Annotated in this window: 18 protein-coding genes and 1 tRNA gene; 10 read left to right on the top strand and 9 right to left on the bottom strand. The window is 66.2% G+C overall.

The annotated features are described in order from the left end of the window. Positions 1–34: 34 nt before the first annotated feature. On the top strand, positions 35–1,954 hold the full coding sequence (gene dnaG / locus ACT89H_RS28540) for a DNA primase (RefSeq protein WP_445111765.1): 1,920 nt from the start codon (positions 35–37) through the stop codon (positions 1,952–1,954). A 51-nt stretch (positions 1,955–2,005) separates the two neighbouring features. Here dnaG and ACT89H_RS28535 read toward each other — a convergent pair whose 3' ends face one another. Then, on the bottom strand, positions 2,006–2,251 hold the full coding sequence (locus ACT89H_RS28535) for a hypothetical protein (RefSeq protein ID WP_039796811.1): 246 nt from the start codon (positions 2,249–2,251) through the stop codon (positions 2,006–2,008). A gap of 203 nt (positions 2,252–2,454) precedes the next feature. Between ACT89H_RS28535 and ACT89H_RS28530 the strand changes: the two genes are divergently transcribed. Next, positions 2,455–2,527, top strand: a tRNA-Asn gene (locus ACT89H_RS28530). 784 nt (positions 2,528–3,311) lie between these two features. On the opposite strand, the gene ACT89H_RS28525 is transcribed toward ACT89H_RS28530, so the two are convergent. From ACT89H_RS28525 to ACT89H_RS28510, 4 genes are all read right to left on the bottom strand, one after another. Continuing rightward, the gene (locus ACT89H_RS28525; RefSeq protein WP_445111764.1) at positions 3,312–4,778 is read right to left on the bottom strand and encodes a hypothetical protein; all 1,467 of its coding nucleotides are present in this window, start codon (positions 4,776–4,778) and stop codon (positions 3,312–3,314) included. Next, positions 4,762–5,775, bottom strand: coding sequence for a hypothetical protein (locus ACT89H_RS28520; RefSeq protein ID WP_445111763.1), 1,014 nt, complete (start codon positions 5,773–5,775; stop codon positions 4,762–4,764). Before ACT89H_RS28520 ends, ACT89H_RS28525 begins: the two co-directional genes overlap by 17 nt. Positions 5,776–6,378: 603 nt before the next feature. Then, a complete protein-coding gene (locus tag ACT89H_RS28515; protein ID WP_445111762.1) occupies positions 6,379–7,221 on the bottom strand; it encodes a helix-turn-helix domain-containing protein in 843 nt (280 codons plus the stop codon). Continuing rightward, a complete protein-coding gene (locus tag ACT89H_RS28510; protein ID WP_445111761.1) occupies positions 7,218–7,532 on the bottom strand; it encodes a DUF6879 family protein in 315 nt (104 codons plus the stop codon). Before ACT89H_RS28510 ends, ACT89H_RS28515 begins: the two co-directional genes overlap by 4 nt. Before the next feature lie 481 nt (positions 7,533–8,013). On the opposite strand from ACT89H_RS28510, the gene ACT89H_RS28505 reads away from it, so the two are divergent. From ACT89H_RS28505 to mbp1, 5 genes are all read left to right on the top strand, one after another. After that, positions 8,014–8,139 (top strand): hypothetical protein, encoded by a 126-nt coding sequence (locus ACT89H_RS28505; RefSeq protein WP_445111760.1) that lies wholly within the window; start codon positions 8,014–8,016, stop codon positions 8,137–8,139. Beyond that, positions 8,136–8,321, top strand: coding sequence for a hypothetical protein (locus tag ACT89H_RS28500; protein ID WP_445111759.1), 186 nt, complete (start codon positions 8,136–8,138; stop codon positions 8,319–8,321). Before ACT89H_RS28505 ends, ACT89H_RS28500 begins: the two co-directional genes overlap by 4 nt. Next, positions 8,318–8,512 carry a hypothetical protein gene (locus tag ACT89H_RS28495; protein WP_445111758.1) on the top strand — a complete coding sequence of 65 codons (195 nt, stop codon included), beginning with the start codon at positions 8,318–8,320 and terminating at the stop codon, positions 8,510–8,512. The genes ACT89H_RS28500 and ACT89H_RS28495 overlap by 4 nt, the downstream gene beginning before the upstream one ends. A 406-nt stretch (positions 8,513–8,918) precedes the next feature. Then, positions 8,919–10,382: an MDR family MFS transporter gene (locus ACT89H_RS28490; protein ID WP_445111757.1), complete on the top strand. Its 1,464-nt coding sequence runs from the start codon at positions 8,919–8,921 to the stop codon at positions 10,380–10,382. Positions 10,383–10,634: 252 nt separating this feature from the next. Next, a complete protein-coding gene (mbp1, locus tag ACT89H_RS28485; RefSeq protein WP_445111756.1) occupies positions 10,635–10,886 on the top strand; it encodes a microaggregate-binding protein 1 in 252 nt (83 codons plus the stop codon). A gap of 109 nt (positions 10,887–10,995) precedes the next feature. On the opposite strand, the gene ACT89H_RS28480 is transcribed toward mbp1, so the two are convergent. After that, a complete protein-coding gene (locus tag ACT89H_RS28480) occupies positions 10,996–12,186 on the bottom strand; it encodes a lipase family protein (RefSeq protein WP_445111755.1) in 1,191 nt (396 codons plus the stop codon). Positions 12,187–12,348: 162 nt separating this feature from the next. Between ACT89H_RS28480 and ACT89H_RS28475 the strand changes: the two genes are divergently transcribed. After that, on the top strand, positions 12,349–12,594 hold the full coding sequence (locus ACT89H_RS28475) for an alpha/beta fold hydrolase (protein WP_445111754.1): 246 nt from the start codon (positions 12,349–12,351) through the stop codon (positions 12,592–12,594). A gap of 39 nt (positions 12,595–12,633) precedes the next feature. Here the strand turns inward: ACT89H_RS28475 and ACT89H_RS28470 are convergent, their stop codons facing one another. Together ACT89H_RS28470 and ACT89H_RS28465 are read right to left on the bottom strand one after the other, a co-directional pair. Then, positions 12,634–14,025 (bottom strand): WS/DGAT/MGAT family O-acyltransferase, encoded by a 1,392-nt coding sequence (locus tag ACT89H_RS28470; RefSeq protein WP_445111753.1) that lies wholly within the window; start codon positions 14,023–14,025, stop codon positions 12,634–12,636. Between the two features lie 151 nt (positions 14,026–14,176). Further along, positions 14,177–14,692 carry a UCP032817 domain-containing protein gene (locus ACT89H_RS28465; RefSeq protein WP_445111752.1) on the bottom strand — a complete coding sequence of 172 codons (516 nt, stop codon included), beginning with the start codon at positions 14,690–14,692 and terminating at the stop codon, positions 14,177–14,179. 543 nt (positions 14,693–15,235) lie between these two features. Between ACT89H_RS28465 and ACT89H_RS28460 the strand changes: the two genes are divergently transcribed. Both ACT89H_RS28460 and ACT89H_RS28455 read left to right on the top strand, forming a co-directional pair. Then, positions 15,236–16,231 carry a zinc-binding dehydrogenase gene (locus tag ACT89H_RS28460; RefSeq protein ID WP_445111751.1) on the top strand — a complete coding sequence of 332 codons (996 nt, stop codon included), beginning with the start codon at positions 15,236–15,238 and terminating at the stop codon, positions 16,229–16,231. Positions 16,232–16,295: 64 nt separating this feature from the next. Next, complete coding sequence (locus ACT89H_RS28455) at positions 16,296–16,463, top strand: hypothetical protein (protein ID WP_445111750.1); 168 nt, start codon at positions 16,296–16,298, stop codon at positions 16,461–16,463. Here ACT89H_RS28455 and ACT89H_RS28450 read toward each other — a convergent pair. Next, the gene (locus tag ACT89H_RS28450) at positions 16,448–16,894 is read right to left on the bottom strand and encodes a nitroreductase/quinone reductase family protein (RefSeq protein ID WP_445111749.1); all 447 of its coding nucleotides are present in this window, start codon (positions 16,892–16,894) and stop codon (positions 16,448–16,450) included. The two genes, ACT89H_RS28455 and ACT89H_RS28450, sit on opposite strands and share 16 nt — an antisense overlap. Between the last annotated feature and the right edge of the window lie 145 nt (positions 16,895–17,039).

The raw sequence follows: 17,039 nt of genomic DNA, 5'->3' as shown, positions 1-17,039 counted from the left end.
CGCGTCGGCCCCGCCTTCGCCTAGACTCTCTGCCGTGGCCGGACGACTTCCTGATCGCGATATCGCGGCAATACGCGAGCGCGTCCGGATCGAAGACGTGGTGGGGGAGTATGTCGCGCTGAAGTCCGCCGGACCGCACTCCATGAAGGGGCTGTGCCCCTTCCACGACGAGAAGTCGCCGTCGTTCAATGTGCGACCCCATCTCGGCCTGTTCCACTGCTTCGGCTGCGGCGAGGGCGGCGACGTGTTCGCCTTCGTGCAGAAGATCGAGCACGTCGGGTTCGTCGAGTCGGTCGAGCAGCTCGCCGACCGGATCGGTTACCAGATCAACTACGAAGGCGGCGGCACCTCGGTGCAGCGCGACCGCGGCACCCGGTCCAGGCTGGTGGCGGCGAACGCGGCCGCGCACGAGTTCTACGTCGCGCAGCTGCGCGAGCCGGGAGCCGAAGCCGCGCGCAAATATCTCACCGATCGCAACTTCGACGCGGCGGCCGCGCACCAGTTCGGCTGCGGCTACGCCCCGGCGGGGTGGGACACACTCACCAAGCACCTGCTCCGCAAAGGGTTCGACTTCAAGGAACTCGAGGCGGCAGGGCTGTCCCGGCAGGGTCAGCGCGGCCCGATCGACCGCTTCCACCGGCGGCTGCTGTGGCCGATCCGCAACCTGTCCGGCGATGTCATCGGCTTCGGCGCCCGCAAGCTCTTCGACGACGACACCATGCCCGGCAAGTACATCAACACTCCGGAAACGGTGCTGTACAAGAAATCCCAGGTGCTCTTCGGCCTGGATCACGCCAAGCGCGAGATCGCCAAGGGGCACCAGGCGGTCGTGGTCGAGGGTTACACCGACGTCATGGCGATGCACCTGGCCGGGGTCAAGACGGCCGTCGCCTCCTGCGGCACCGCTTTCGGCGACGACCACCTCGCCCTCTTGCGCCGCCTGATGATGGACGACAATTTCTGGCGCGGCGAGATCATCTACACCTTCGACGGCGATGCCGCCGGCCAGGCGGCGGCACTGAAAGCCTTCTCGGGTGACCAGAAGCTGGCCGGTCAGACCTACATCGCTATCGCGCCGGACGGGCAGGACCCGTGCGAACTGCGGCAGCACTCCGGTGACGCCGCCGTGCGTGATCTGGTCGCCCGCCGAATCCCGCTGTACGAGTTCGTGGTTCGCGGTCTGCTTGCCGACCACAACCTGGACACCGCGGAGGGTCAGGTGGAGGCGCTGCGCCGGGCGGTGCCGGTGGTCGCGCAGATCAAGGACAACGCCCTGCGCAAGGCCTACGCCACCAAACTGGCCGGGTGGGTCGGCTGGGACGACATCCAGACCGTGGTGCGCCGGGTCGGCGAAGAAGCGAAGCGCCACCGTAACGGCGGGGGGCGCGCGGGCGCGGTGCCCGCGCGCGCGCCGCGCGAGGTGGTCGCGGAACATCCTGCGGCACGGCCGAATCCGAACGATCCCACCCTCCTGCCGCAACGTCAGGTACTCGCCGCCGCCCTCCAGTACCCGGCGATGGCCGGAGCCGGTTTCGACGCGCTCGAAGCCGAAGCCTTCACCCACCCCGCCTACACGGTCCTTCGCGGCCTGATCGCCGAGGCGGGCGGTACGGCGGCCGGGCTCGGCGGCGCCGAATGGGTCAACTCGGTCGCCGACCGCACCGAGGACCTCACCATGCGCGCACTGCTGTCCGAGCTGGCCAACGAGCCGCTGCCGGTGAAGTCGGAGGCCGACATCCCGCGCTTCGTCGCCGGTGTGCTGGCGCGCACCCAGGAGGCCTGGGTCGGCAGGCAGATCGCCGAGCTCAAGTCCAAGCTCCAGCGGGTCTCCTCCACCGAACAGCCGGAGGCGTACTACGCCCTCTTCGGCGACCTCGTCGCCCTCGAGCAGTACCGCAAGAGCCTGCTCACCCAGGCGATGGGCAACCACGGGGACTTCGCCACCGGGGCTTAGCGCCGCTCAGCCCCGTGATTGCTCGCACCCGGGCAAGCAACGTCTGGGGGGTCAGCGGCGCAACTGGTCGTGCGGCACCAGGACGGTGGTCCGCTCATCGATCGGTTCCATCGGTTCGAGGCGAGGGCGGGTACTGAGCTTGTCCGCCAGCTTCTGCCTGCCGACGAGCACGAGCTTGCGGGTCACCGGGCTCTCGGTCAGCGCGCGGGTCGCGGCGCTGATCTGTTCGTAGCGAGCCCGCCCGGCCTTACTGCCGAGTACGTAGCCGGCCGCCACGCCGATGATCAACCGCAGCATCTCGATGTGCTCCTCCCAGTTACCAGTTCGCCGCCCTTATCCTGCCCGACACCGCACACGCCTGTCGATCCGGACACCCGGTAGCCACCCACCCGCCCTCGATGACAACTCAGCAGGTAGCGACGCGATTTGGGCCTGCGCCCAGCGATACGCTAAAGTTTCTCCTCGGCCCGCCCGATACCAACCGGACGAGCCGAGAGCAATCCCCTATAGCTCAATTGGCAGAGCAGCCGACTGTTAATCGGCAGGTTTCTGGTTCGAGTCCAGATGGGGGAGCAGAAACAGCAGGTCAAGCCTAGAAGTCGGGCTTGACCTGCTGTTCTTTTCGGCCGATCACCAAAAGTACACCAAATTTTCCGCGCCGGACTTCCACGCAGTCGAACGGCCTGGCGATCATTCCTCGCGGGTTCGTGCCACTGAAGGCGCGCCTGACGCCAGTCGATCCGAAACATCCGGCGGCCGACGGCACGGTGCCGAAATTCGAGTCAAGTCGGTGGGTTCAGCTGGGCGGGTGCGTCGTCTCGATGATGGTCGGGTTCGGTCACGAGGGTGAGGGCGACGGTGTACGAACTGGGAGATCGGTTCGAGATCAAGCGGTGAACGGTCAGCGAGATCCTGCCTCGCCATGATGTGCCGGTGCGTCGCCGTGGCCTGACGTCTGAGCAAGTGGATGAGGCCATCCGTCTCTATGGCATGGTCTGGTCCGTCGCACGAGTGGGCGAGCACCTGGGCGTTGACGGCACGAGCGTTCTGAATGAACTCCGCGAGCGCGGGGCCAGGTCCTTCCCTCTACTTCCCGTCCTTTTCCGGCTCAAATTCGTAGAAACTTCGTAGAACGACGGGTTTCGTGCGGCCGATCGCGCGTGAACAGCAGCTTGCGCATGACTTGGCGTCCCACACATAACGGCTGGCTGGTAGGCGCACGGTTGTGTACGTCAGGGTCCGCTAGAGCGTTCGGCACTGCGGACGAAGTCGGGGCAGCTGTCGGCGACTTCCTTCCAGCCGCTGTCGGGTCGCGGTAGTAGTCGAGGTTGCCGCGTCGGCTGTGGCCTCCCTCTCGTTAATCGAGGAAGTAGGCATCGACCTTCTCATCGGAATCCAGGATCTCGTCCGAAGCCACGCCGAGTTCCACAGCTAGCTCGACCGATCCGACGAGCGCGACCTGCACGTCAGGCGAGAAGGCTCGTTCGAGCAGCCCGAGATAGTCCGACATGCTCTGGTCCAGCTTTTCCAGTATGGCCTGGTACTCCGCGGCGAGTTGCTCGTCGAGCGTGCGCTGCTCGTCGAGATAACGCTCGATCAGCGCCGCCTCTCGCTTCGTCAACGACGATGCGACGGCCTTGTACATCACTGTGCCGACCGTGGTGCCGATGACGGCGCCGAGGACCGGGATGGGGATGGTCGCCTGGCCGACGGAAGAGGCCAGCGCGCGTACTGCGGCCTCCAAAGCGATGAGCTCGGAATTCTCGATGAACTCGAGTTCGTCGATCTGGCCCCGGCGGAGTTTGTTCGCTTGTTCTGCGATGCTGAAGGATGTGGTGACGATCGAGCTGGCGACGGCTGCGGAGGTCGCGGTGAAATTCGTGAGCGCGTAGATACTCAGTCCTCGGACGCCGCCCTTGCCGAAACCTGAGCTGGTCTCGCCTGCGAGGTCGATCCAGTCGCGCTCGCTGAACTCACTGAGCCGCTTGCCTTCCCGACGCTTGGCGACTACGGCCTGTACGAACGCGGTCACGCCCGCGGTCGCGGCGGCCGTGAGTGCGGCCGTGCCTCCTTCTCGCAGCGTCGGACGGCTGCGCTGGTAGGCATCGTCGCGCAGGGACCGGTCCGTGGCGTGGAGCGAGCCTTTTTCGGCCGCCATGGTCGAGGTGTAGACATCGCGCTGCACTTCGTTGTATTCGAGCGTTGAGGGCTCGAGCGATTCGAAGCCGACCGATCTGTCTTGGAAGAACGCCTGGACTCGCTGCCAGTCTCTGAGGGAAGGTCCGTCGCCGCTGCGTGACAGCTTGCTCGCTTGCTCGGGCGACAAGGCATGTAGCTGCTGGATCACCTCGAAGTGATCGCGGGGGATCTGGTATTTCCCGCCGTCGCGCACGTATTCGGGATACTTGTGGAGGTGCTCGGCGATCGCGCCCAGTGAGAAGCGGCCACCCGCTGCGACGAATTTCTGCTGGATCTCGACACTTCCGCGCATCAGGTCGACAGGCCCGTTGTCGTTGACCCACTGGTAGACGGCCTCGTGGCCGAGGATCTGCTTTCGGGCGTTGCCGATCCCGACCTCGGCGATCTCGGCGATGAAGCCGTGCATGCCATGCTGTCCGCCGCGGTTGGCGGCGACCACTTCGAGGTCGATCTTCCTGACGGCTTCATCGACGCTGGTGAGCGCGTCCCGAAGGTGCCCGTCCTGCTGGCTGAGCGCGCCCAGAAGGTTGTCTATGCGGAGCTGGTTGAGATAGTTCACCCAGGAAGCAACTGCCTGCTCCTGGGTGCCCGTGACGAACTCGGCAGCGTCACTCACTATCGGCATCCTGTTCGATGCGCATGCTCAGCATGGTCGCGCACGACTTCGTGTTGTTCACCAACGTAGCGAGTGTCGACCGCTCGTCAGGGGCGAGCGCGTGGAAATCGGCGCGGAAGTGCACCAAGGCTTCGCCGTAACTCTTTACCAGCCCTTCGCGGAGCGAGGTCGTCCGCTGGAGGAAGTCGGAGATCTGAGCATCCATGGCTTCGACCAGGGCGGTGTTGTGCTTTATCGCAGTCAGCGCTTCGTGCTTCGCCTCTCGATTCTCGAACTTCTTCTTCGCGAACAGGGCGATCGACGCGAGTAGAGTCGCGCCCGCGATTGTCCAGCCGATCGGGCCGGCAAGCGCGAGCAGTGTGGTGCCTGCCGCAGTGCCGCCGCCACCAGCGGCCAGCGCGCCGCCACCGAGCCACGCCAGTGCTGCCTGGCTGGCTGCCGCCCCGGAAAGGGTCGAGATCGCGGTGCCGGTCGACGCTGTCCCGAAGGTGGTGGCGACCCACATCGCCGCCGACGGTGCCAGGCCCGCTATGGCGGTGCCCGCCGCGAACCCGGCGCCGGCGCCGGCAGCCGACAACCGCGCCGCCTCCAGCTCGTTCTGAGCGAAATCCTCCGCGTTCAAGAACTGTTTCCGATGTACCTCGATCTCGTCGAAGTCGGTGTCGAATGATTTCGGGGTGTTGGCGATGCTGTTCACCAACTGCTCGACCAGCTCGATCAGGTCCGTCGAACGTTCGCGCTGACGCAACAGAGACAGGCCCCTGTCGGCCATCGCCGTGAAGACGGCGTTGTATTCCGCTACGGCCACTTCGTAGGGGTCCGGCCCTTTCGCAGTCAGCTTCTCGACCCTGCCTCTGGCAGCGTCCTTGACGTTGCCGACCTGCCCGGCGAACTGCGATGAAGCGGTTCGCGCCGCCTTGCCGATACCGTCGACGGTCCTGCCGATGCCCTCCTTGGCTCTGCCTACGTTGAGATTGGCGTTGCCTACGTCGAGCTGTTCTACCATCGCACCCTCCAAGACCATTGCGGCTCAACTACGTAACGGAGAATATCGACCACATGTGACAGATTCGACGGGACGCATACTCCGATCCGTCCAGGGCGGCCCCGGGTTGACTCACCGAGTGCCTTTGCCGGTCCGCTCCACGGCTCTCGCTCTCGTAGGGCCGGCCCCGGCCGGGCGTGCCCCTACGAACGAATCGAAATATCCACCGCCGCAATAACAGAACCCCGACCCACACTCCCGCCACGATCCGAGCGACCCAGCCACCAGCAGGCCCGAACCCCTGAGCTGTCGATACTTTCAGCAGCGAACCGAGCCACATCAACCGTCGGGCAGGCTCTGTGCTCCGGAGACAGGGCTGAGGATCGCGGAGGCGAGGGTGCTGACGCTGTCGAGTTCGGCAGAACCGGCACCGGCGTCCTCGCTGTCCAGCCTGAACTGTCGGAAGCAGTGCCGACGCTCGCGTCTAGCGAGAAGCTGGACTGCCCCCCAAGAACGGTTGACCCAACCACCGAACAAGAGGAAACCCCCGCAGCACTGACCGCCTGACAACAGGATCACACGGCCACCATCCCGCTACACCACGCATTTGGACTTGACCCAGCGTCAGCCGGACGCAGATCGCCGTCCGAGGGCTGCGGAGATGACTTCGCGCGCAGCCTTTCCGGTCACGGATTGCTTCGCCAAGACGTCGAACGCACGCCCATAGAGTGTGACCTCCCGTGGCTGCGTGATGGTCAGCTCAGCCGTATGCCCTTCGACTTTGACCATTCGGTTGTCGAACATGGTGAAGTTCTCCACAACCACCTTGGCTTCGGCAGTCAGCGGCACAATGCCGAAGGTGACCCGCGGCATGCCGATGATCGAATGCAGTCGATCGAGTTGGCCGCGCATGACATCGTCGTCGCCAACGGTTGTGTAGAGGCACCGCTCACTGATCACGAAGTGGAAGCGGTGATCCTTGCGGTACAGAACCTGTTGCCGCTCTATCCGTTTGGAAACGCCGGCGTCGATGTCATTCGGCAGGTGATAGAACTCGATGACACTGCGTAACTTGGCCTCTGCATACTCGGCGGTTTGCAGCAATCCGGGAATGATCTGTGGATCGTAGGTGCGAATCAGATTGGCTTCCGATTCGAGCTTGGCATACAACTGCTGGCCGCGCTTGACACCTGCACCGAGTAAGCGACGATACTCCAAGTACGCGGCGTCGATGTTGTGCAGCGTGGCAAGCAGATCAGGTAACTGTTCGTGTGCCTGGCAGTGGTTGCAGTAGGCGCGGATATCGTCGCTCGACGGCTTGTTCTTCCCGTGCTCGATGCGGGAAATCTTCGATTCGTGCCAGCCCTCGCGTGAGGCAAGCTCTCGGCCGCTGATTCCGGCGTCACGCCGGATTTCCCGCAGCCGCTGGCCGAGAGCTTCCCTCGCGTCTTGAACAGAATCGGTCACCGCTGGGAAGCGGCAAACTCTGGATAGGGGACTGCTATATCCCAGAGCCTTCGCTTGATGCTCCAGCAATACGCCGCGATGCCAGGATCGTCGGTTACCGCCGCACCGGCTGGCTTGCCGAGTGAGTCGACAAGGTTGAACGCCACCAGCTCGTCGTCGAACAACCACCAGTCATCGGGAGGAACCTCCCCCGCGAGATGCCTGGGCACATACCGGATGTCCTCGCCAGCGTTCACGCTGCTTCCCGCCACCGACAGCAACCACCGTTGATAGCCAGACAGCGGCTCGGTTACCACCCGGATCCGGCTCATCGTGACAGGCGGCCAGTCAACCTGAACGTCCCCCTGCCGGTGTCTGTCATCCTCGCGCCGATGAACGTGTCCGGCTCAGCGAAACCAGTCAACAAGTGCGGAATCTCCACCGTCTCAGGCTCCCCGGTCTGCCACCCCTGAACGAGGTAACTGCCCTGGTCAGTCGCGTACAAGGATGGGCAACCCGTCTTATCGGAGCCACCTTTGCCGAGGAATCGTAAGTTCATGCTCGAGCTCCTACCGAGATGTTTGTGCGTGCTTGCGCCGACCTGACCCATGATCCGCGCTTCTTGCTCGACATGCAGGCTGTTAGACGAATATGGGCAAGTTTGCGCAAGTTCGTAGACCAGCAAGGCTGCCGCTTCTTACCGTCGAACGTGCACCCGACGTCGAGGCGATGCCGGGACTCATGTCGGTGAGGACAGAGCCCTCGACCTCGGGTGCATACCAAGCGGACACGACACGCAGAGGGGTACCCGAGATGCCCGCAATTCTTCCCGCCATCGTGATAGGTGTAGCCGGACTCGTGCTCACCGTCATCTGCTACGCCGCGGCGTACGTGGTCGACCGGCACGAGCGGCGCGACACCACCAGGAGCGAGCGGTGATGGCCCACGCCGGCCAGGAGCAAATCGACCGGTGGGAGTTGCGCAGCGGCAACTGTGACGCCGGGGTCGTCGTCGAGGGTGTAGAACACGCCCGCTGGCTGTTGGCGAGGCATTCCGGGCACGGTAGTGGCTGCCGGCCCTTCCAGGACGCGTTGAGCGCTGTCTCGGTGGCGATGGGATGAGCGAACCCATCGGGATGATGCAATCCCACTTCGACGGCTCGACGTACATCGTCGGCGCGGACGGATTTCCTTACACCGCCCAGGAGTACGCCGAGTTGCTCAGGGGCGCCAACGACGGCCAGTCACTGGATCAACTTCTACGTTTCGCCGCAGCGCTCCGGGAATGGGCAGGCCACGGGATGTCTCAGTAGAGGATCACGACAGACCGTGAAAGAACTTCCTACCTTCCGGGTTCGTCCCGAGGGCAGGTTAAGAGGAAGCCCCGGTCCGGAGTCGATCCACAACCAGCCGGACTGGGGGCTTCCGCGTGTCCAGCGAACGCAAACCAGCCCGCGCCGGTCCATATTTGACACCACCGCAACCCACATATCGTGCTCTCTCCGCGCCCTTGGGGGATGAGCCCTGCTCGAGGTGGTGTTCCAGGCGGTCGGCGGGAAAACCAGGTGACCCGTGTCGGTGCCAGGCGGAATACTGACCCGCGCCCGATGAGTTCAAGCAGGCGACACCGTCTCTACAGCTGTGGCGCCGGGACGCGATCCGGTGACTCGGCAACGGGCCACATGTTCTGTCAACGACCCATGCCTCCGGAGGTATCCGATGTCCGCCGCACCATCCGTTCCAGTCTCGGGAGGGCGGACACCGACCGTCATCCGGGTGCTGGTGCTCGCTACCTTCGTCGTGATCCTGAACGAGACCATCATGATCAACGCGATTCCGCGCTTGATGGAGGATCTGGCGATCGGCGACCGGGCCGCGCAGTGGGTGTCGACGGCGTTCATGCTGACGATGGCGGCGGTCATCCCGACCACCGGTTGGTTCCTGCAGCGCGTGTCGACCCGGCAGGCGTACGCCACGGCGATGGGTGTCTTCCTGGCGGGCACCGCGTTGTCGGCGATCGCGCCGTCGTTCGCGGTGCTGCTGCTCGGCCGGATCGTCCAGGCCTTCGGCACCGCGGTGATGATGCCGCTGTTGATGACCACGCTGATGACGGTGGTGGCCGAGCACGACCGAGGCAGGGTGATGGGCAATGTCACCCTCGCGATTTCGGTGGCGCCGGCGATGGGTCCGGTGATCTCCGGCGCGGTGCTGCAGATCGGCTCGTGGCGTTGGCTTTTCGTGCTGGTGCTGCCGATCGCGGGTGTGATCACCTGGCTGGGGCTGCGCCGGCTGGAGAACGTCGGTGAACCGCAAGCCGGGCAGATCGATGTGGCCGGCGTGGCATTGGCGGCGCTCGGTTTCGGTGGGCTGGTGTTCGGGCTCAGCCGGTTCGAGAGTGACAGTCTCACGGAGCCGGGGCTGATCGTCGCCGCGGGTTCGGCGCTGATCGCGGCGTTCGTGTGGCGCCAGTTGCGTTTGCAGCGCGTCGGCACTCCGCTGCTCGATCTGCGCGTCCTGCTGTCGGGCACCTACGCTAGGGCGCTGATTCTGATGTCGGTGGCGTTCATGGCCATGCTGGGGTCGATGATCCTGCTGCCGCTGTACCTGCAGAACGTGCGTGGCCTGAGCCCGTTGGCCACCGGCTTGCTGGTGATGCCGGGCGGATTGGCGATGGGTCTGCTCGGACCGGCCGTTGGTCGCTTGTTCGACCGGTTCGGCGGTCGCTTCCTGGTGATTCCGGGATCGATCGGCATCGCCGCCGCGCTGGCCGGTTTCACTCAGATCTCGATGACCATGCCGTACTGGCAGCTGCTGGCTCTGCACATCCTGCTGATGGTGTCGCTGGCGGCGGCTTTCACCCCGGTGTTCACCCTCGGTCTCGGTGCGCTGCCCCAGCATCTGTACTCGCACGGCAGCTCCATGCTCGGCACTTTGCAGCAGGTCGCCGCGGCGTTCGGTACCGCTCTGGTGGTGACGGTGATGTCGGCGCGCGCCACCTCGGTCGCCGCCGATGGCGCAGACCTCGTCGCCGCGCACCTGGACGGCCTGCGCCTGGCCTTCCTCGTCTCGGCGGCTCTGGCGCTGATCGTGATCGTCATGGCGGTGCTGCTCCCGGGCCGGGCCGCCGCGCCGACGGAAACCGAGGAATTCGAGACCGCGAGTCCCGTACTGACCAAACACTGAACGGATTCGGCACGGCGAAGGTCCTGACCGCATCGACGGCCAGGGCCTTCGCCATGCACGCGGTCGGCAGACCTCCAGCAGTCGGATTGCTCGGTTCGGCACCCGCCGCGCAGGGGCCGGCACCGGAAATCCGCCGGCCGCGCACGTCCAGCTCGTGCCGCAATGCTCGGTGGCGGCGCTCACGGCGTGATTGCCCCTGCCGAACACGGGTATGCGGCGCATGTCAGCCGACTAGGAATTGGGAGGTATGTGATGCCCGAGCATCGGAGCGGACCTCTGGAAGCTGTCGAAGGTGTCGTCGAGGACGCCAAGGGAAAGGCGAAGGAAGCCGCCGGCGTTGTCACCGGTAACGAGGACCTGAAGAAAGAGGGTCGCGCGCAGCAGGACAAGGCCGAATCCCAGCGGGAGGCGGCGCAGAAGGAAGCCGAGGCCGAAAAGGCCCGTGCCGAAGCGGATCTCGACGAGGCCCGCCAGCGCGCGCACGAGAGCGGCAAGGACGCTTAATAGGTGCCCCCGGACGCAGTCCGTCCTCGGCCCGCGCCAGCTCTCCGCGCGAGATCCAGCGCGGCCGTTCGGCGTACCGGCCCGGCGGTGACCTACCGCCGGGCCGTCGTCAGCAATTGCTCGGTGCGGGAACGCCCTTGAAGCGCGCTTCCAGCCAGGTGAGCGCGGACGGCATGCCGAGCACCGCGGCGGACAGATGGTCCGGGCTGAGGAATTTCTCGTATTGCACTCGTGCGCCCGCGGCGCAATACCGGCGCACCGTGTCGTCGACCGCCTCCACCGGGATGAGAGCGTCCTGCTCGGCACGCCATTGGTAGATCGGCGTGGCCGGGATGCCGTCGTAGAGTTCCAGGCTGTTCTCCTCGAGCACCTCGCGTGCGCGCTTGTCGTCGGCGAGCGAATTCGAGGCCGCGACGTCGACGATGCCGCGGCCGGCGCCGACCAGCAGGATCTCGTTTGTGCAGCTGTTGGCGATCCGGTTGCGGACCGACAAGCCGAGCGAGTTCAGCTGATCGCTCACCGGCAGCCGGGCCGGGTACTCGCGCTCCAGCCCGAGGGCGGCCGCGAAAGCGAGACCGAATACCGCGTGCGGCGCGTAGCCGAGGCCCTCGATCATCGTGACCAGATTCATCGGCACTCCGCCCGAGGCGACCCCGACGAGCGGCAGTTCCGGCGCGTAGGTGGGCGCCAGCGCGGCCGCCCACGCGCTTGCCATGCCGCCGCCGGAATAGCCGAGCAGGCCGACCGGGCTGTCCGCCAGTCCGAGTTCCGCGACCCGTCGTGCGGCGCGGATGCCGTCCAGCGTGATCATGCCGCCGAGTTTCGCGGCGCCGTAGGCGCTGGTGGGGCCGAGGTGGTCGGGAAGAGCGACCGACCAGCCGCGCAGCAGCAGGGCATTGAGCGCGGGCGCTTCGCGGATCGAGAGGTCGGGGTCGCTGGTGTAGAGCTCGCGCGACACCGTGCATTGGGTGCCGAGCGCGTTGATGATGTGCTGATAGGACAGCAGCGGTCTACCGGGCGTGGGATTCCGCGGGGTCAGCACGGTGGTGGTGGCCGCGATCGGCTCGCCCGCGGAGTTGGTCGAGCGGAACTTGATCATCGTGACCGTCGAGCCGGGAAACATCGCCAGTGCGGGCATCGGCCGGACGGCGAGGACGTCGCCCGGTGCGGCGCGGTCCAGTCCGGCCGGAGCGGCGTAGAACGGATCGGGATCCGGTACCGGATAGATCGGTTGCGCCGCGGCCTGCGGTGTGATCACACAGAGGACGGCCGCTGCGGTGGCGATGAATAATCGAAGCATGGTTTCGTCGACTCCCCTTTATCACAACGTGCTGTTCCGTGACGCTGGTGTGCTGAAGCCGAATGCAGCCGGACACCGGTCGTCTGCGACCGATGCCCGGACTCGCACACTCTAGGGGACGATCGGAAAATGCCGACGTAGCCGCGCCGCTCGGTGGCGCAGGTGCTTGCCGCGGTCGGGCGCTTCGACGCGACCGCGTGGCTGCCTGACCTGGCGATGCCGACGGCCGTGGTGGTCACGACCCGAGACCGGGTGATTCCGGTCTATCGGCAGTTGGAGCCGGCGGCCATGATCCCGGGCGCCGGCAAGCATCTGGTCGCGGCCGGGCACGCGTCCTGTGTGCTGGAGGCCGATCGTTTCGTGCCGGTGTTGCTCGAAGCCTGTACGGTCGTCGCCGCGAAGATCTGAATCAGCCGGTCCTTTCCGGCGGCGGACGGGACCCGGCGCTCAACCCGATCTGCGTGCCGCGGCGAGCAATTCGGCGACTACGCCGGGAACGGCATCGGCCAGCGCCGCGATGTCGGGCACCAGTTCCTTGCAGGCGATGAAGCCGAAATTCAGCTTGCCGGCGTTCGACAGCACGGTCACCGTCAAGCCCGCGCCGTGGAACACCGGTCCGAACGGATACATCCCGTCCACCCGGATGCCGAGGAAGTACAGCGGCATCGGTGGACCGGGCACATTGGAGACCACCAAGTTGTGCACCACCGGGTGCTTCTCCGCCAGCTCGAGCGAGGAGTACATCCGTGCGGCGAGCCGGAAGGTGTTCGGCGGCGCGTATTTCGACCAGTCCTGCAGGAAGTCCGCACCCATCACCTCGTGCTCTTCCTTGGCTCCCCGATTGGCCTCGGCCACCTCGCGCAGGCGTTCCACCGGGTCGGCCAGGTCGGTGCCGAGCCGCGCGAACAGCGTGGACACCTTGTTGATTCCGGCTTTGTGCCGGGTCGACTCGTGCACGGACACGGGAACGGACGCGATGAGCGAGCGGTCCGGCAGTTCGTCGCGCTCGGCCAGATAGGCGCGCAGCACACCGGCGACGACGGTCAGCACCACGTCGTTCAGCTTGACGCCGAACGCGGAGCGGATCTCCTTGATGGCGTCGAGTTCGGCCTCGGTGAACGCGACGGCCCGGTGGGGGGTGATGGCGAGGTTGAACGGCGTGCGGGGAGCGGAGAACGGTATGGCCATGCCCGTCTTGTTCTGGCGACGGCGCTGTGCGAAACCGGCGACCACGCCGACCGTTCTCGGCAGCATGCCGACGATGCCCGCCCGCGCCGGGAACTTCACCACCGCTTCGGCCAGCAATCGCCAATCGTTCGGTTTCGGCTCCGGGCGCCACTGCTGGTCGGGCACCTCTTTGGTGCCGCCCGGCTCCGGATCGCACAGGTGCATCATCACGTCGGCGCCGGTGATGCCGTCCACGGCGGCGTGGTGGTATTTGCAGATCACCGCGACCTTCCCGTCGTCGAGGCCTTCCACTACCGACATCTCCCATAGCGGGCGGTCGCGATCGAGGGGACGGCTCGCGATGTCCCCGACGAGTTCGGCCAGTTCGCGGCGTCCGGCCGGAGCCGCGATCGCGATCCGGCGGAGATGGTAGTCGAGGTCGAAATTCTCGTCCTCCACCCAGACCGGGTGGTCGAGGTTCAGCGGCACCTCGTACACGCGGCGGCGCATCTGCGGAATCAGGGGAAGTCGACGGGCCAGCTCGGCTTTGAAGCCGTCGAACGAGTAGTCGCCCGACGACGGATCGAGGATCAGCAGCGCGCAGACGTGCAGATGCTGTGTTCCGGTTTCCAAGTAGAGAAAACTGGCATCCAATCCGGTCAATCGCTCCATAGCAAGAGCCTACTAGAACGCGTTCTATTGCCAGAAGTTTCATCGCGGCGGCATCGTGCCGGTGACGCCGGAAGCCCGCATGCAGTATCACGTCGAGCGGCGCGCCGGGCGTCGTCGGACTCCTCGCGGCGAGGGTGAAGCTGACCTGCGATCAGGAAGCGAGGGTGCGGGCCAACTCGGCCTCGACGGCCACGACGCGACCGGTGTCGATGCCCCACGGATGTTCGACACCGACCCGCCGGTCCAGATCCCACAGCACGCATTCCTCGCCCGGAGTCGCTACGAACGACCACGCGACCACGGTGCGCCCGAGCTGTTCGGCCATGGAGCCGTGCGTGGGATTCGGCGGTCCGGCGCCTTCCGGGAAGTGGTGCAGGAAGCGGCCATAGGCTCTCGCGCAGAAATCGGCGTAGCGCATGGTGCACAGGATGAATCCGTGCCATGCCTCGTCCACCGCGTGCGACGGCATGCCGATCACCTGGTCGTCACGCATGGCCGCGCCGCAGCAGAGCAGCCACTGCCGCAATCCCTTGTCCACCAATTCTCGTGGCTGCCAAGGGCAGGTCTTGTAGATCGCCTCGGGCAGTTCCAGCGCGTCGACGGCGGCGCGTACGGTCGCCAGGTCGATCTCGCGCGCCGGGGATCGACGGAACCTGAAGTTCACCACAGTTCACTGTACGTGTGCGCCGATGGGCCGCTACCGTTCTGACATGAGCGCACTCATCCTTCTGTTCGTCCTGTTGATGGTGCTGCTCCTCGTGGCGGTTCCGATCATCGTCGTAGTCGCCGTCATCCGTTCGCAGCGCAACCGGTTCTTGCCGCCGCCACCGTACGGTGCGCGGCGCGGCGGGCCCCGTAGCGGCGGATACTACGAGGGGGGTTCCACAGATCCGTTCTGGGCGGCCGGCGGTGCCGGTTTGGTCGGCGGGGCCGACCAGCCGAGCGGCTGTGGCGGCGGCCATCATCACCACCACGATCATCACCACCACGGCAGCAGTTGCGGCGGGGGAAGCGGGTGCGGCGGCGGGAGTAGTTCCAGCTGTGGTGGCGGCAGCAGTTCCAGCTGTGGCGGTGGCAGTAGCTCCAGCTGTGGCGGTGGGAGCAGTTCCAGCTGTGGCGGTGGTTCCTGACGCAGGGCTTGACCTGAACACGACTTCAGGTTTCATGCTGATCTTCGTTCGGAGACGGCAAGAACGACGAAGGATGTGTCATGCGGGCTGTGCAAGCCAGTGAGTTCGGTGGTCCGGAAGTGCTCGTGGTGCGTGAGCTGCCGGATCCGGTGGCCGGGCCGGGGGAGGTGGTCGTCGACGTGGCCGCCGCGGACGTGATGTTCCTGGACACTCGGCTACGGTCGGGTTGGGGGACCGATTTCTTCGCGATCGAGCTGCCCTATGTGCCCGGCGGCGCGGTCGCCGGGGTGGTGGCGTCGGTCGGTCCCGGCGTCGATCCTTCCTGGGTAGGCAAGCGAGTGTCGACGCGCACCGCGGCCAGCGGCATCGGCCGGGGCCTGCCGATCGGCGGATATGCCGAGAAAGCGCTGGCCAAGGCGGACACCCTGGTCGCCTTGCCGGCGGGGCTGACCGCGACGCAGGCCGTCGCGCTGGCACACGACGGCAGAACCGCGCTCGCGGTGTTCGACCATGCCGCCGTCCAGCCGGGGGAGTGGGTCCTGATCACCGCAGCGGCCGGCGGGCTGGGCGTGCTGCTGATCCAGCTGGCCCGTGCGGCGGGCGCGAACGTCGTCGCCGCCGCGCGTGGCGCCGCCAAGCTGGAACTCGCCGAGCGGCTCGGCGCGACCGCGGTGGTCGACTACTCCGATCCCGACTGGGCGGCCAGGGCGCGTGCCGCGACCGGGGGAACGGGCGCGCACGTGGTGTTCGACGGCGCGGGCGGCGCGCTCGGCGAGGCCGCGCTCACGGTCGCCGCGTACGGCGGGCGTTTCCTCGGATACGGTTCCGCCGCAGGCGAATTCGCCGCACTGGACCAGGCGGCCGCCGGGGCGCGCGGCATCAGCGTCTACGGGCTGTTCGACATCACCGGCGCGGACATCGATTGGCAGGAGATCGCCCGACGCGCCCAGGAGGAGGTCGTCGCGGGCCGCTTGGAAGTCGTGATCGGTCAGACCTTCCCGCTCGACCGGGCCGCTCGGGCGCATGCCGCCATCGAGGCCAGGACGGCGGTGGGGCGCACTTTATTGACAGTGTGAACAAAGCGGCGAACCGGACAATCGACCTACTGCGCTACCCCGGCGACGGCGCTAGGGTGCCGGGGTGGAAACTCTGCTCATCGTCGCCATCGTCATCGTGGTCCTCGGCTTCGTGGTCGCTGTCGTGCGGTTCGCCAGCCGGCCGCCGAAGGAAGCCGAGCCATGGGACGACCGTGACGACGAGGACGACTGGGACGCCGAGGACGACTGGGACGACTATCGCGAGCGCTGACCCTGCGCCGGGGTCAGCACCACAACTGCGATGGGCCGCTTGGTCCGCATCTGGTAGGCGCTGTAGCGACCCTTGTTCACCTTGTCGACGAGCGCCCACCGCCGGGCATACTCGGGATCATCCGGCAGTGTCGCTCGGGCACGCACCGCCAGTTTCCGCCGCCCCACCTGAATTTCGCACTCCGGTCGGGACTTCAGATTCGCCAGCCACCCCGGCGGCCGCGGCGATCCGCCGTTGGACGCCGTCACCAGATAGTCCGCTCCGTCGCGCGCGTACGTCAGCGCCGAGGTTCGCTCCTTGCCGGACTTGCGCCCCACCGTCCGCAACAGCAGCGTCGGATTCCCCAGCAGCAGCCGATGCCCCACCAGCCCACCGCTGTTCTCATACACCCACTGATGCGCCTTCAACACCTTCGTGAACAGACCGGCCATATCTGACCCTCCAGTAAGTTTCCGACCCACTCACCCTAGGCCATCACCAGGCGACTGGTCCGGACCCCACCCGACCCGGTAGCATCCCCAACGCTCGCGGTTTCCCGCGGCACGGGGCGGTAGCTCAGTCGGTTAGAGCCGTGGA

The organism is Nocardia aegles (assembly GCF_052545135.1).
Note: the sequence above shows the minus strand (reverse complement) of the source record. Positions and strands in the feature narration are given on the sequence as shown.

What these genes read in the sequence shown, in the direction of transcription:
- ACT89H_RS28535 (WP_039796811.1), bottom strand. Translation starts at nt 2,251, where the DNA reads ATGCTGCGGTTGATCATCGGCGTGGCGGCCGGCTACGTACTCGGCAGT.
- ACT89H_RS28525 (WP_445111764.1), bottom strand. Translation starts at nt 4,778, where the DNA reads ATGCCGATAGTGAGTGACGCTGCCGAGTTCGTCACGGGCACCCAGGAG.
- ACT89H_RS28520 (WP_445111763.1), bottom strand. Translation starts at nt 5,775, where the DNA reads ATGGTAGAACAGCTCGACGTAGGCAACGCCAATCTCAACGTAGGCAGA.
- ACT89H_RS28510 (WP_445111761.1), bottom strand. Translation starts at nt 7,532, where the DNA reads ATGAGCCGGATCCGGGTGGTAACCGAGCCGCTGTCTGGCTATCAACGG.
- ACT89H_RS28505 (WP_445111760.1), top strand. Translation starts at nt 8,014, where the DNA reads ATGCCCGCAATTCTTCCCGCCATCGTGATAGGTGTAGCCGGACTCGTG.
- ACT89H_RS28495 (WP_445111758.1), top strand. Translation starts at nt 8,318, where the DNA reads ATGAGCGAACCCATCGGGATGATGCAATCCCACTTCGACGGCTCGACG.
- ACT89H_RS28490 (WP_445111757.1), top strand. Translation starts at nt 8,919, where the DNA reads ATGTCCGCCGCACCATCCGTTCCAGTCTCGGGAGGGCGGACACCGACC.
- mbp1 (WP_445111756.1), top strand. Translation starts at nt 10,635, where the DNA reads ATGCCCGAGCATCGGAGCGGACCTCTGGAAGCTGTCGAAGGTGTCGTC.
- ACT89H_RS28480 (WP_445111755.1), bottom strand. Translation starts at nt 12,186, where the DNA reads ATGCTTCGATTATTCATCGCCACCGCAGCGGCCGTCCTCTGTGTGATC.
- ACT89H_RS28470 (WP_445111753.1), bottom strand. Translation starts at nt 14,025, where the DNA reads ATGGAGCGATTGACCGGATTGGATGCCAGTTTTCTCTACTTGGAAACC.
- ACT89H_RS28460 (WP_445111751.1), top strand. Translation starts at nt 15,236, where the DNA reads ATGCGGGCTGTGCAAGCCAGTGAGTTCGGTGGTCCGGAAGTGCTCGTG.
- ACT89H_RS28450 (WP_445111749.1), bottom strand. Translation starts at nt 16,894, where the DNA reads ATGGCCGGTCTGTTCACGAAGGTGTTGAAGGCGCATCAGTGGGTGTAT.